We start from the raw sequence: 13,860 nt of genomic DNA on the forward strand, positions 1-13,860 counted from the left end.
TATGTATGTGAAAGGGGACGTTGGAATGATCTGCAATGTGCTGGATTATCTGGAACGATCGGCGGCACGGCAGCCAGAGAAAGATGCCGTAGTCGATGAAAACAAGCGTTATACCTATGAACAGTTGCGGCTGTGCAGCGCCCGGATCGGTACTGCCCTGAGCGGCATCATTGCCCCGGGGGAGCCTGTGGGCGTGTATATGGAAAAATGCGCAGACGTACTGCCTGTCTTTTTCGGAACCGTGTATGCAGGGGGCTTTTACTCCGTGTTCAACAACGAGCTGCCTGCAAGCCGGCTGACCCAGATCGCCTCTGTGCTTGCGCCCAGGGTGATGGTCACCACCGGGGCATTGAAGCAGGAGGCTGCCGGGATCTTCTCCGGCATGGAGCTGCTGACCTTTGAGGAGCTGATGCAGACAGAGCCGGACTTTGACCGGCTGGCACAGATCCGCAGAGGCAGGATCGATACGGATCCGCTGTATGTGAACTTTACCTCCGGCTCCACCGGCACCCCCAAGGGCATTGTGGTGGGACACCGGAGCGTGCTGGACTTTATCGACTGCTTTACGGAAACCTTCGGCATCACCGAATCCGACGTGATCGCCAACCAGGCACCCTTTGATTTTGACGTGTCCGTCAAGGACATTTACTCGGCGATGTGTACCGGCGCCACTCTGGTGGTGGTGCCCCGGCGGCTGTTCTCCGCTCCGGTGGAGCTGATCGACTTTTTGTGCGCCCACCGGATCACCACCATGATCTGGGCGGTATCGGCACTGTGCCTCATCACCACCTTCCACGCCCTGGATTACAAGACCCCGGACACCATCCGGAAAATCCTGTTCAGCGGAGAGGTTATGCCTCTGAAGGCGCTGAAGAATTTCCAGAGCCACCTGCCGGAGGTGACCTATGTGAACCTGTACGGCCCTACGGAGATCACCTGCAACTGCACCTATCATATTCTGGACAAGGAACGGGATTATTCCGCCGGTATCCCCATCGGCAAAGCCTTCCCCAACGAGGATGTGTTCCTGCTGGATGGGGAGGATCGCCGGATCACGGCACCGGAAACCGTGGGCGAGCTTTGCGTCCGGGGCACGGCGCTGGCGCTGGGCTATTACGGAGCACCGGAGCAGAATGCAGTGCACTTCGTGCCCAATCCCCTGAATCCCCACTATCCGGAAACCATTTACCGGACGGGAGATCTTGCCCGGTATGACGCAAACGGAGAACTGGTATTCAGCGGCAGAAAGGATTTCCAGATCAAGTACATGGGACACCGGATCGAGCTGGAGGAGATCGAGCGGGAAATGGCTGCCATTGACGGGGTGGAGCGGTGCTGCTGCATCTTTGACGAAAAGAAGTCCCGGCTCAAGGGCTTTTATATCGGCAGCGTGGAAAAGGATGCGTTGCATGCGGAAATGAAGGAAAAGCTGCCGGCGTTCATGGTGCCGGGGATCCTGCGCCGGGTGGAGGACATGCCCCTGACCAAGAATGGAAAGATCGACCGGAAGAAGCTGGCGGAGCTTGTGGGAGGAAAAACAAATTGAATGAAATTCTGAAGCAGTGTGAGTCTGCGTTCTATGTGTTTGACCTGGAACGGGCAAGAGCACGGATCCGCTTTCTGCGGGCGCATTTGCCGGAAGGAGTAGCTCTGTGCTACGCCGTAAAGGCGAACACCTTCATCATCGGGGGCTTGCTCCGGGACGTGGAGCGGTTTGAGATCTGCTCTCCGGGGGAAGCGGAAATTTGTGAAAAGTTGGGAGTTCCAGGCAATATGATGGTGATCTCCGGGGTGTACAAGACCCCTTCCGTCATGGAGCATCTGGTGGCATCCGGCGGAGACCGCACCTATACGGTGGAGTCCCTGACCCAGTTTGCCCTGCTGCGGGATCTGGCAAAGACCTATGGCAGAACCCTGCCGGTGCTGCTGCGGCTTACCAATGACAGCCAGTTCGGCATCAACCAGGAGGATATCATGGATATCATCCGGGATCGGGCACAGTATCCCCAGCTGGATATCCTGGGGATCCAGTTCTTCTCCGGCACCCAGAAAACCTCAGCCAAGAAGCTGTGCCGGGAGATCCGGCAGCTGGACGGGCTGCTGCTGAAGCTGGAGCAGGAATACGGCTATACCGCCCGGGAGCTGGAATACGGGCCCGGGTTTCCTGCCTGCTACTTTGAGGACGATGTATTCGACGAGGAAACCTATCTGGCGGACTTTTCCGCCGGGCTGAACGCCATGGAATCCAAGCCCCACATTACCCTGGAACTGGGCAGAGGCATTGCAGCCTGCTGCGGCAGATACTACACCCACATTGTGGACATCAAGCACAACAAGGGACAGAATTACCTGCTGATTGACGGGGGTATGCACCACCTGGTATACTTCGGACAGCATATGGCAATGAAGCACCCCTTCCTGTCCGTTTGCGACAAGGAGCAGGCGCCCAAGACCATGAGCTGGAACATCTGCGGCTCTCTGTGCTCCATGAACGACATCGTGGCAAAGCAGGTGGAGCTGCCGGAGGTATCCATCGGGGATACGATCTGCTTTGAAAATACCGGCGCATACTGCATGACCGAGGGCATTTCCCTGTTTCTGAGCCGGGAGATCCCGGCGGTGTATCTGATGGACGGGGGCGATCCGGTCTGTGTGCGGCAGACCTTCGATACTGCGCCTCTGAACACCCCAAACTGAACGGAATTCCCGGAAGGGAGTTACGATATATGCGGCACTGCCGCCAAAGAACAAAGAAAGGAAGTAACTATCATGGACAAGCTTATTGAAATTCTGGAGGACATTCAGCCGGACATCGACTACAACACCTGCGAGGATCTGATCGACGGGCATCACCTGGACTCTCTGTCCATTATTTCCCTGATTGCCGAGCTGGAGGATGAGTTCGACATTACTGTTCCCGCTGTGGAGATCATCCCGGCAAACTTCAATTCCGCAAAGGCAATGTGGAGCATGATTCAGCGCCTGCAAGAGGAGGACTAAAATGTCGCTCTCTTCCCTGCTGATGGGGGGCAGCTATGTGGGAATGACCTCGTTTTTTACGGTGGCATTCCTGCTGGTGTTCCTGCCGACTTGCATCATTCTCTATACCCTGATGCCCCAGAAGGCAAAGAAATACTTTCTTCTGGCGGCAAGCGTAGGCTTCTACTGGCTCATCAGCGGCACGCTGGTGGTGTACCTATTCTTAACTACAATTTCCATCCACTACTTTGGCATCTGGCTGGATCGGATCCACCGGCAGCGGGATGAAGCGGTGAAGGCGGCGGAAAAGCCGGAACGCAAGGCCATCAAGCATGCGTACCTGCTCCGGAGCCGCTGGGTGCTGCTGTTTGCGGCGGCGCTTCACATCGGCACCCTGCTGACGCTGAAGTATGCTCCCTTCTTTACCCGGAATGTCAATTCCCTGCTGGGGCATATGGGATTGTCGTTGCAGCTGGAGATCCCCAAGTATCTTTTGCCCATCGGCATTTCCTTCTTCACCATGCAGGCGGTTTCCTACATGTTTGACGTGTACCGGGAAACCATCAAGTCAGACGAGAATCTGTTCCGGCTGGGATTGTTCATGTCCTTTTTCCCCCAGATCGTGGAGGGCCCCATCTGCCGGTACGGGCAGACCGCAGAGCAGCTGTGGAACGTGAAGGGCATCACCTTCTCCAACCTGACCCTGGGCATCCAGCGGATCCTCTTTGGCATGATGAAAAAAATGGTGGTGGCGGATCGGCTCAACCCGCTGATCGAAACGGTATTTTCCGGCTACAAGGATTTCCAGGGGGGCGTGATCGCCATTGCAGCCGTGTGCTACACGGTGCAGCTGTATATGGACTTTTCCGGTTCCATGGACGCAGTGATGGGTACTGCCCAGATCTTCGGCATTACCATGCCGGAGAATTTCGCCCGTCCCTTCTTCTCCAAAACCATCTCCGAGTTCTGGAAGCGCTGGCACATCACCCTGGGCGCCTGGTTCAAGGATTACATCTTCTACCCGGTGACCATGTCTAAGCCCATGAAGAACCTGACCTCCGCCGCCCGCAAGAAGATCGGCAACCACTTTGGCCCTCTGCTTGCCGGTGCTGTGGCATTGTTCTGCGTCTGGTTCAGCAATGGTCTGTGGCACGGGGCAGCCTGGAGCTATATTTTCTACGGCATGTATCACTTTACCCTGATCCTCACCGGCAATATCATTGCCCCGGCGGTTCAGTGGACAAACAAAAAGCTGCACATCAATCCGGAATGGTTCGGCTATCGTCTGTTCCAGATCCTCCGCAGCTGCATTCTGGTGGTCATTGGCGAGCTGTTCTTCCGGGCAGAGGGTCTGCGCAACGGTATTGCCATGTTCAAGGGCATGGTCACCGACTTCCGGTTCAGCACTCTGAACGAGGATCTGCTGGATACCCTGGGCGTGGATATCCAGGACCTTATCATCGTTGGCGTCACGCTGCTGATCGTATTTGTCATCAGCATTCTGAACGAAAAGGGCATCCAGGTCAGAGCCTCCCTCCAGAAGCGGAATGTGGTGGTACGCTGGGCAGTGCTGTATGCGCTGATTCTGTACATCATCGTATTCGGTGCCTATGGAACGGGGTATATTCCGGTTGACCCGATTTATGCGAATTTCTAAGGAGATCATACATGCGAACAGTCATTAAAAATACGCTTTGCAGTCTGCTGTTCCTGGGGATTCTGATTGGCATGTTGGCGCTGTTGTCCGTGCTGTTCCGGCCGAAGGAAAACACCAAGGAGGCCGGGTTCCAGGATCCCCGGGCGAACGCCGTGCTCAGCGAGCCAAAGAATACCATTGATGTGGTATTCCTGGGAGACAGCGAAACCTACAACACCTTTATCCCTTTGCAGATCTGGCGGGATTACGGCTATACCTCCTTTGTATGCGGCACCCCGGCACAGAGCCTTTGCTATACGGAGGAATTCCTGGTAAAGGCATTTGCACAGCAAAGCCCCCAGATCGTCTTTCTGGAAACGGATGCGATCTTCAAGATCTTCACCCAGTCCCAGGTCATTTCCCAGGACGTAGAAAATACGCTGCCTGTGTTCCGGTATCATGACCGGTGGAAGACCCTCCAGGCAAGCGACTGGACATTCCAGGTGGATTATTCCCACCGGGAAAACAACAAGGGCTATATGTACGACGAACGGGTGCGCCCCTCCACCAGGCTCAACTATATGAAAAAGACCGATGCCAAGGAGGAGATCCCCGGCAAGAGCCGGCAGGCAGTGGAGAACATCTACGAATACTGCCGGAAAAACAACGCAAAGCTGGTGCTCATCAGTACCCCCAGTACAGCCTACTGGAACTACAAGCGGCACAATAGCGTTGCGGAGCTTGCGGAATCTCTGGGCGTGGAGTATGTGGACATGAACCTGATCAACGATCAGGTGGGCATTGAATGGTCTACGGATACCCGGGATCGGGGTATGCATATGAACATTTACGGCGCCCGGAAATGCTCCGCCTTTTTGGGTGCATACCTGGCGAAAACAGAGCAGTTCCAGGATAAGCGGAAGGATGCATCCTACGCAGATTGGTTCGATGCACTGGAGGCATTCAACGAATCCACCGACAACGCGCTGGACAGACCTAGTCCGGAGCCGGAGGATAATACCAAGAAAGCGGACTGAACGAAAAAGCAGATGTGCTTGCACGTCTGCTTTTTTCTGTCTTGACATTCCGGTAGCTTTGTCCTATAATGACGATAGATTTTCGGCAAAGGAGAGGATTTTATGAAATTCAAACGCATTCTGGCAGCAGGCATGGCAGTGTTGTGCAGCGTCCTGCCACTGTGCCCGGCTGCTTCCGCCCAGGGGGATGGGCTGGTGGATTCCGGCATCGATTATACGGAACTGGTGGGGACGGTGCGAACCCCCGGGGCAGGGTATACCTCCACCCTGGCGTTCCGCTGCAAGCCCGGGGAAACCAAGGCATACAACCCCACCGGGGATCTGACGCTGCTGTTCGTGGATATCGGCGGCTTTTCCAGTGGCTCCAACGGTACCACCGATTCCGACGGGAACTATACCCCCGGTACGGATTATGACCTGGATGGGACCTTTTTCAAAAGCATGCGTACCACCCTGGAAAACTGCCGGCAGAACGGCTGCATGGCAGCGCTCCGGTTCCGGTATGATGCAAACGGGGTTCGGGATCCGGAGCCTGCCACCTTTGAGCAGATGCTCCGGCACATTGAACAGATCCGGGCGGACGGCTTTCTGGAGGACTATCAGGACATTCTCTGCTTTGTGGAAAGCGGCTTTGTAGGCTGCTACGGGGAGCAGTGGGGCGGCAAGTACTGCTCCATACCCGACAAGGCAAAGCTGTTGGAGCTGATGCTGGATGTGGTGCCGGATCCCATTCCGGTGACGGTGCGCACCCCGAATATTTTCGCCCAGTGGGCAGGCATCACCGAGGAAGAGCTGGGCACCTATGTGCTGGAGCCGGGCAGCCGGGCGTCCCGGGTGGGACTGTACAACGATGGCTACATGGGCTCCAACTCGGATCTGGGCACCTTCCACGACCGGGAGCGGGATCTGAAATGGCTCCGGCAGCAAACCCTGACCAGCTATTACGGCGGCGAATTTTCTGGCAATCTGGATTTTGCCAAGCAGTATGACACCTACCTGCCGGAGCATGCAGTTCCGGAAATGTACTACTCCCATCTGAGCTACATCAACGCCAATATTTATCAGCTGTACAAGGATTACACCTTTGGTGCAGCGTATGACGTGGAGGGCGTGGACAACAGCGCCTATTACGGTCAGACCGTGTTCCAGTTTATGCGGGATCATCTGGGTTACCGGTTCGTGCTGCGGGACTCGGATCTGAGCGAAAGCGTGTCCCAGGGAGACACCCTGCGGCTCTGCATGGACGTGGAGAACACCGGCTTTGCCAATCCCATCCCCAGGCAGAAGGCGGAGATCCTTCTGGAGAAGGATGGACAGTACCTGCGGACAGAGGTGGATGCGGACAGCCGCACCTGGTATTCCTGTACCACCGTGTCCCCGGAATTTGACCTGCATCTGCCGGCAGCAATGGAACCGGGCAGATGGAATGTGTACTTCAAGCTTTCCACCGGGGATAACACGCTGGGACAGCTGGAGTATCGCTCCGTTCAGTTTGCCAATGCACACACCTGGAACGAGCAGCTGGGGGCGAATTATCTGGGCAGCTTTTCCGTGACCGCCTCTGAAGCAGGGGCGAGATCCACGGACAATGGCTTCTATCAGACCAATGCCGCCGATCCGGTGACCGGTTCTGACGGCACCCTGTTTACCACCCAGGGACTTGTGACAGTGGACGGTACCCTGACCAGCGATACGGAGCGGCGGGATGCCTTGCTCTGCGCAGAGGATGCAGCAGGCAACAGAATGTACATCACCAACGACGATCAGTACCTGTATATTCTGGTGGATCTGGAGCAGCAGGCTGCTTCCCCGGTGTACAACCTGTCCTTCCGGAATGCAAGCAGCGGCACAAGCTATTGGATGTATTACCAGGGCAGCTTCGTGTACTTCAACGGGGAGGGCGGCGTGCCCCTGGGCTGCGTGCAGAAGCACAGCGGCAGTACCATTGAATTCCGGTTGCCCTTGGGGGAGCTGATGGGGCTTGCCCCCGGTGTGGAGCTGACAGGCATTGACTACACGGTGCAGGATCAGGCGGATTCCTGGAAAAGTGCCGGTTCCATCCGGGCGGACAGCTACATCATACAGGATGATTTCAACGTGTATTCCGGCAAGCAGACCGTGAATCTCGCTAAGGGGGATACCCTGTCCGTTGCCGCCCACACCTCTGGCTCCGACCTGTCCTACCAGTGGTACAAGGACGGCAAGCTCATTCCGGATGCCACCAATGCTATCTATGAGATCCTGGCAGAATCGGCGCAGGACTGCGGAATCTATGCGGTTCAGGTCACCAGTGCCAGCGGCGTCAGAACCAGGCTGTTTGACGTGTGCCGGGTTGCTGCTGTGCTGGAGCAGCCCCTTGCGGGGGATTTGAATCTGGACGGGGCAGTGACCGTGGCGGATGTGGTGCTGCTGCAAAAGCATCTGATCCGGGCAGCCACTCTGACCGATCAACAGGCAGCCGCCGGGGATCTGAACAAGGACGGGGTATGCAACGGCTTTGACCTGGTGCTGCTGCGACGTATTTTATGTGTATGATCTGAAGGTGATACCATGAAAGCCGGTGGACAAAACGGCATCAATTTTGGAACAGACCATGTGTTCCGCATTCTCCTGCGAAGGTGTATAATAAGCAGGTGTGTTTCCGTATGGTACACATAAAGGAGAGGTTTGATGAAACAGATTCTGCAATTTTTTCGCCGGGAGGCGGTGCTTTGCATTGCCGGAGCGCTTGCCGTCGGCTCTGCCTTTGCGGTGCCTCCCAGCGGCGCATATCTGGACTACATAGATTTCCGGGTGTTGATCCTGCTGCTGTGTCTCATGCTTACCGTAGCAGGCATCCGGCAGACCGGCGCATTCACTGCCCTGTGCCAGGGGCTGTTGCGCCGGGTACACAGTGTCCGCATGGTGGGCTTGCTGCTGGTGCTGCTGTGCTTTTTTCTCAGCATGCTGCTGACCAATGACGTGACCCTGGTGACTCTGGTGCCCTTTACCCTGCTGCTGCTGGAGGGGATCCCACGGCAGGACGCTGATCGGATCACCATCCGACTGCTGGTACTGGAAACCGCCGCCGCCAATCTGGGCAGTATGCTGACCCCCATGGGCAACCCGCAGAACCTGTATCTGTACAATCGATACGGCTTTTCCATGGGCACCTTTCTCAGCGCCATTGCTCCTTATTCCGTCCTGTCCCTGGCATTGCTGGCAGGCTCCTGTTTGCTGTTCCTGCCGGTGCAGCCCATTGCTCCGCCCAGGGCACAGAGCCGGATCCAAAGCCCCGGACGGCTGGGGGCGTACTGCCTGCTGTTTGGAGTGAATCTGCTGACGGTGCTGCGGATCCTGAATCCCTGGATTCTGCTGGGGGTGATCTGCATCGCCCTGTTGTTGCTGGACAGAAGCCTGTTCCGGAAGGCGGATTACAGCCTGCTGCTGACCTTCGTGTTCTTTTTCATCTTTGTGGGGAATATGGGGAACATCCCGGCGCTGTCCGGGGCATTGCAGCGATTACTCCAGGGCAGGGAGCTGCTGACGGCAGTGCTGGCATCCCAGGTCATCAGCAACGTGCCGGCGGCGATTCTGCTGTCCGGTCTCTCGGAAGACGGCAGGGCGCTGCTGATCGGCACAAATCTGGGGGGATTGGGTACTTTGATCGCCTCCATGGCAAGCCTGATCACCTACAAGCTGTATGCGGCGACCCCCGGCAGTCAGCCCAAGCGGTACATGGGAGTGTTCACCCTTTGCAATCTGGCATATCTGGCGGCATTGCTGCTGCTTTATGCGTTTATTTAGGAGGATATCATGCGGCATGAAAACGGCGAATGGATGTTACAAGGCACGGAGGCTTCGGATCCCAGCCGGATCCGGGATCCGGAGGGGCTGATCGCCTATGTGGAGCAGGCAGGCTTCCTGCCCCTGTTCCAGAATGAGATTCCGGGCTTTTCCGTGGAGGAGCATACCCTGGCGGCGGACTGGTGGACGGGAGATCCGGAGCGGGATCCCTGGGAGTGGCGGAGCATTGCCGCCCGGAGCCACCGGCTGGCGTACGGAAAATTTTTCAGCGGCAAGGCAGGGTTCCTGTCCCTGGAGTGGCTGCCTTGTTTTGTGAATCACCGCCGGGACGGCTATGATTTCGACAGTCTCTATGAAGCCGGGAAAGCCGGTCATCGGGAGCATCAGATCATGGAACTGTTCACAGAGGGTGCATCCCTGTTTTCCTGGCAGATCCGGCAGCTGCTGGACACGGGCAAAAGCCCGGAGGGGGCGCTGACCCGGCTGCAAATGCAGCTGTATCTGGTGACGGAGGATTTCCAGCAGCGGCTCAGCAAGCAGGGCGTTCCCTACGGCATGAGTGCCGCCCGGTACTGCACCCCGGAGAAGTTGTGGGGATATGAAGCAGTCACCGCCGCATACGGGGAGTCCCCGGCGGATTCCTATGACCGGATCCGGCAGCAGATCTTAAAGCGATACCCGGATGCATCGGACAGAGCGATTCGCCGGATCTGTCCGTGAACCCAAAAATCCCGCCCTGGTATGTACCAAAGCGGGATTTTTTTTATGCAGTGCTGTCTACAGCTGTTTCTGCATCCGGATATGGGGACAGCCCTCATCCGGGTATACCTCCCCCACCGGGGTGTACCCCAGCTTTTTGTAAAAGCCGGATGCCTGAACCTGACCGGATAATTCTGCGGCAGTGCCGCCTGTGCAGCGGATATATGCTTCTGCCCGGCGCATCAGCTCCCGTCCCAGACCCGTGCCCCGGTATTGGGGCAGCACAGCCACTCTGCCGATGTGGAAGCACCCTTCCGCCGGATACACCCGGCAGGTGCCGGCGGGCTGCGTTCCGTCCCATGCTACAATGTGGACGGCGGTTTCATCCGTTTTGTCAAATTCTAGCTGAAAGCCCTGCTCCCGGACAAAGACCGCCTCCCGGATCTGCCGGGCGGCATCCGGCAGGCTGTGATATGTGGTAAATTCCATGATGCCCTCCCGTCAGAATGAATATGAAACGATTTCGCAGTTGTGCATACCATAGGCGGCGTATTCCGCATTGGTCATGTCCACAAAGTAGGAACGCACCACACGGGCGATGCCGTTGTGCGCCACCAGCAGACAGGTTTCCCGTCCTGCTTTCAGCTCGTCCAGCAGGTTGTAGATCCGCTGTGCCACCCGGAGCATGGATTCTCCCGTGCCGAAGGAATTGACGAATTGTGCCTTTGCCGTCCGGAATTCCATGCCGTCCCTGGGCGTGGATTCGTAGATGCCGAAGTTCTGCTCCGTAAGTCTTGGCTCCGGTTGTGTCGGGATGCCGGTGACTTCTGCGATATGCCGGGCGGTTTCCGCTGCCCGGATCAGAGGCGAGTACAGGATCCGGTCGATGGGGCATTGCTCCGCCAGAAGCCGTTCCCCCAGTGCCCGGGCCTGCTGATGCCCCAGCTGGGTCAGGGGAATATCCGTTGCGCCGCAGATCTTGTTTTCCACATTCCACACGGTCTGCCCGTGTCGGGTAAAATACACTGTTCCCATATTGCCCTCCTGGTTGATGATAACTCCAGTATACCACATCCGGGCGCTTTTTTCAATCCGGCTGCATCCCTTGACGGATTCGGTTATATTTGGTATCATATAAGGCAATGGAGGGATGCGTGATGGCGCATATTTTAATTATCGAGGACGACAGCAGCATCAACAGTATGCTCCGGGATGCACTGGGCAACAGCGGCTATACCTATGCCTTTTCCGGCACGGAGGGTCTGCTGTTGCTGGAGCGGGAGCAGTTTGATCTGATCCTGCTGGATCTGATGCTGCCGGGGATGCGGGGCGATGAGGTGCTGCGCCGGGGGCGGCAGCTGACCCAGGCACCCTTTCTGGTGCTGTCGGCGGTGGATTCCCTGGAGAGCAAGGTGGAGCTTCTGACCCCTGGGGGCGGACGATTACATCACCAAGCCCTTTGAGATCGAGGAACTGCGTGCCCGGGTGCTGGTACAGCTGCGGAAGCATCAGTCCCCGGCAGTGCAGATCACGGTGGGGGAGCTGACCTTGGAGCCTGCCCTGCATCGGATCACCGTCTGTGGCAAGGAGCCTTCCCTGACTGCCCGGGAGTACAGGATCCTGGAGCTTCTGATGAAGAATCCCACCAAGATCTTTTCCAAGCAGGAGATTTACGAGTCCGCCTGGGACAGCTATTATATGGGGGAGGACAAGACCATCAACGTGCATATCAGCAACATCCGGCAGAAGCTGCGCCGGTATATGGAGCAGGAGTATGTTGAAACCGTGTGGGGCATCGGGTTCCGGATGACGCAGGCATAGCTTACGGTGTAGCTTTACATATACTTGTACTTTTTCCGGTATGCAAGGATGCAGACGATGCTGAGGGCAGCCGCCAGACCCTCTGCCAGCACGGCGGACCACCAGATCCCGTCCAAATCCCACAGTCGGGGCAGGACGAAGATGAAGGTGATCTGCAGGATCACGGTTCTGACAAAGGACAGAATGGCGGAGATCAGTCCGTTGTTCATGGCGGTAAACAGACCGGAGCCGAAGATGCCGATGCCGCAGAACAGGAAGGAAACGGAATAGATGGCAAAGGCGTGGGTGGTCATGTCCAGCAGGGACTGGTCGTAGCTGGTGAAGATCATGGCAAGGGGCCGTGCCAGCACCTCTGCCGCCAGCAGCATGATCACGGAGGAGCCGAGAATGATGGAGGCGCATTTGCGGAACAGGCTCTTCAGCTCTGTGCCGTTGTCAGCCCCGTAGTTGAAGCTGAACACCGGGGAGGTGCCCACAGAAAAGCCAAAGAATACGGCAATGAAGATCATATTCACATACATAATAACCCCGTATGCCACTACGCCGTCGTTGCCGGCATATTTCAGAAGCTGGGCGTTGTACAGCATGCCCACCAGGGACATGGAAACGTTGGACAGGAACTCGGAGGAGCCGTTGGTGCATGCCTTTAAAAGGGCATGGCCGTCAAATTTCGCCTTTCCCAGTTTCAGCAGCCAGTTGTTCCGGGCACTGAAAAACAGGGCGATGGGTACGCCGGCGCCAATGAGCTGACCGATGACGGTGGCAATGGCTGCTCCCGCCAGTCCCCAGTGGAATACGGTAATGAACAGTGCGTCCAGTACCATGTTGGTGACTCCGGCTGCCACCGTGATCCAGAATCCCACCTGGGGTCTTTCCGCCGTAATGAGAAAGCCCTGGAGGGTATATTGCAGGGTCAGAAAGGGAATGCCGCACAGGCAGATGCGGCCGTACAGAATGGCGTTATCCAGCACAGCCCCCTCCGCCCCCAGAAGGACGGCGATCCGGGGCAGAAATACGTTTCCGATGATAGCCAGAAGGACGCCGGCTGCCCCCATGAAATAGGTGAAGAAGGAAAACAGGCTGTTTGCCTTTTCCCGGTCACCCTCCCCCAGGGTCTTGCCGATCAGGGCGGAGCCTCCAAGCCCGATCATATTGCCCACTGCCCCCAGCATCATAATAAAGGGCATGATGATATTCAGTCCGGCAAAGGGGATCTTCCCCACATAGTTGGAGACAAAGTAGCCGTCCACGATGCCGTATACAGAGGCAAAGATCATGCTGGCAATGGAAGGCAGTGTGAACCGGAACAAGCGCCGGTAGGTAAAGTGGTCGGAAAGCTGAATGGGTGTTTTCATAATGTCCTCCTTTTGAGTTGTGCCTGCAGTTCCTCCCGCAGGTTTGTATTCAGCCGCCTGGTCAGCTCCAGGTAGCATTGCTGCTCTGCATCGCTGAATTTGCTGTAGGCGGCGTCCTCCGCCTGCTTCAATGGATCAATGGTGGTTTGCATCAAGGCTTGCCCTGCGTCCGTCAGTATGATCCTTTTGCTGTTCCGTGTACCGGACAGCGTTTCCAATGTCAGATAGCCGTTCCGAATCAGGTTGTTGATGGCGGTGTTGATGGTCTGCTTTGGAAAGCAGCACTGCCGGCACAGATCCTGCTGGGTGTAGGTTTCTGTGGCATCCGATACCATGTACAGGATCCACATGGCGGTGTCGGATAAGCCGTATGCCACGGCAGCTGTATGATAAATGGCGTCGTATTCTTTCATTAGTTGATCCAGCTGTTTGATGTAGGTTCTGATATCCATAGGCTATATCGCTCCTTTATCTTTATGTAAGTCCGAAACCGGACTTATCTATTATAGTCCGGTTTCGGACTCTTGTCAAGCGGATTTTGCGGAAC

14 protein-coding genes are annotated in these 13,860 nt (G+C 56.6%); 10 read left to right on the forward strand and 4 right to left on the reverse strand.

Annotation, left to right across the window (positions count from 1 at the left end; genetic code table 11):
- Window positions 1–25 precede the first annotated feature (25 nt).
- From RUM_RS02540 to RUM_RS02575, 8 genes are all read left to right on the forward strand, one after another.
- Window positions 26–1,546, forward strand: a complete 1,521-nt coding sequence (locus tag RUM_RS02540) for an amino acid adenylation domain-containing protein (RefSeq protein WP_015557655.1) — start codon at window positions 26–28, stop codon at window positions 1,544–1,546.
- The gene (locus RUM_RS02545; RefSeq protein ID WP_041326223.1) at window positions 1,543–2,697 is read left to right on the forward strand and encodes a diaminopimelate decarboxylase family protein; all 1,155 of its coding nucleotides are present in this window, start codon (window positions 1,543–1,545) and stop codon (window positions 2,695–2,697) included. The genes RUM_RS02540 and RUM_RS02545 overlap by 4 nt, the downstream gene beginning before the upstream one ends.
- Before the next feature lie 72 nt (window positions 2,698–2,769).
- Complete coding sequence (locus tag RUM_RS02550; protein ID WP_015557656.1) at window positions 2,770–3,000, forward strand: phosphopantetheine-binding protein; 231 nt, start codon at window positions 2,770–2,772, stop codon at window positions 2,998–3,000.
- Between the two features lies 1 nt (window position 3,001).
- Window positions 3,002–4,636: an MBOAT family O-acyltransferase gene (locus RUM_RS02555; protein WP_015557657.1), complete on the forward strand. Its 1,635-nt coding sequence runs from the start codon at window positions 3,002–3,004 to the stop codon at window positions 4,634–4,636.
- Window positions 4,637–4,647: 11 nt separating this feature from the next.
- The gene (locus RUM_RS02560) at window positions 4,648–5,652 is read left to right on the forward strand and encodes a hypothetical protein (RefSeq protein WP_015557658.1); all 1,005 of its coding nucleotides are present in this window, start codon (window positions 4,648–4,650) and stop codon (window positions 5,650–5,652) included.
- Between the two features lie 102 nt (window positions 5,653–5,754).
- Complete coding sequence (locus tag RUM_RS02565; RefSeq protein WP_015557659.1) at window positions 5,755–8,187, forward strand: DUF4832 domain-containing protein; 2,433 nt, start codon at window positions 5,755–5,757, stop codon at window positions 8,185–8,187.
- Between the two features lie 135 nt (window positions 8,188–8,322).
- A complete protein-coding gene (locus RUM_RS02570) occupies window positions 8,323–9,438 on the forward strand; it encodes an SLC13 family permease (RefSeq protein ID WP_015557660.1) in 1,116 nt (371 codons plus the stop codon).
- A 9-nt stretch (window positions 9,439–9,447) separates the two neighbouring features.
- Entirely contained in the window at window positions 9,448–10,158 is a 711-nt protein-coding gene (locus RUM_RS02575) for an AlkZ-related protein (RefSeq protein ID WP_015557661.1), read from the forward strand.
- A gap of 57 nt (window positions 10,159–10,215) precedes the next feature.
- On the opposite strand, the gene RUM_RS02580 is transcribed toward RUM_RS02575, so the two are convergent.
- Complete coding sequence (locus tag RUM_RS02580) at window positions 10,216–10,626, reverse strand: GNAT family N-acetyltransferase (RefSeq protein WP_015557662.1); 411 nt, start codon at window positions 10,624–10,626, stop codon at window positions 10,216–10,218.
- Between the two features lie 12 nt (window positions 10,627–10,638).
- The gene (locus RUM_RS02585; RefSeq protein ID WP_015557663.1) at window positions 10,639–11,172 is read right to left on the reverse strand and encodes a histidine phosphatase family protein; all 534 of its coding nucleotides are present in this window, start codon (window positions 11,170–11,172) and stop codon (window positions 10,639–10,641) included.
- Window positions 11,173–11,294: 122 nt separating this feature from the next.
- Here RUM_RS02585 and RUM_RS13190 point away from each other — a divergent pair, with 122 nt between their 5' ends.
- Together RUM_RS13190 and RUM_RS13195 are read left to right on the forward strand one after the other, a co-directional pair.
- The gene (locus RUM_RS13190) at window positions 11,295–11,600 is read left to right on the forward strand and encodes a response regulator transcription factor (RefSeq protein ID WP_015557664.1); all 306 of its coding nucleotides are present in this window, start codon (window positions 11,295–11,297) and stop codon (window positions 11,598–11,600) included.
- Between the two features lie 22 nt (window positions 11,601–11,622).
- On the forward strand, window positions 11,623–11,958 hold the full coding sequence (locus RUM_RS13195; protein WP_338056918.1) for a winged helix-turn-helix domain-containing protein: 336 nt from the start codon (window positions 11,623–11,625) through the stop codon (window positions 11,956–11,958).
- Window positions 11,959–11,972: 14 nt separating this feature from the next.
- On the opposite strand, the gene RUM_RS02595 is transcribed toward RUM_RS13195, so the two are convergent.
- Window positions 11,973–13,313: an MATE family efflux transporter gene (locus tag RUM_RS02595; protein ID WP_015557665.1), complete on the reverse strand. Its 1,341-nt coding sequence runs from the start codon at window positions 13,311–13,313 to the stop codon at window positions 11,973–11,975.
- Window positions 13,310–13,765 carry a MarR family winged helix-turn-helix transcriptional regulator gene (locus RUM_RS02600; protein WP_015557666.1) on the reverse strand — a complete coding sequence of 152 codons (456 nt, stop codon included), beginning with the start codon at window positions 13,763–13,765 and terminating at the stop codon, window positions 13,310–13,312. The genes RUM_RS02595 and RUM_RS02600 overlap by 4 nt, the downstream gene beginning before the upstream one ends.
- Window positions 13,766–13,860 lie beyond the last annotated feature (95 nt).

The organism is Ruminococcus champanellensis 18P13 = JCM 17042 (genome assembly GCF_000210095.1).
Classification (GTDB): domain Bacteria; phylum Bacillota; class Clostridia; order Oscillospirales; family Ruminococcaceae; genus Ruminococcus_F; species Ruminococcus_F champanellensis.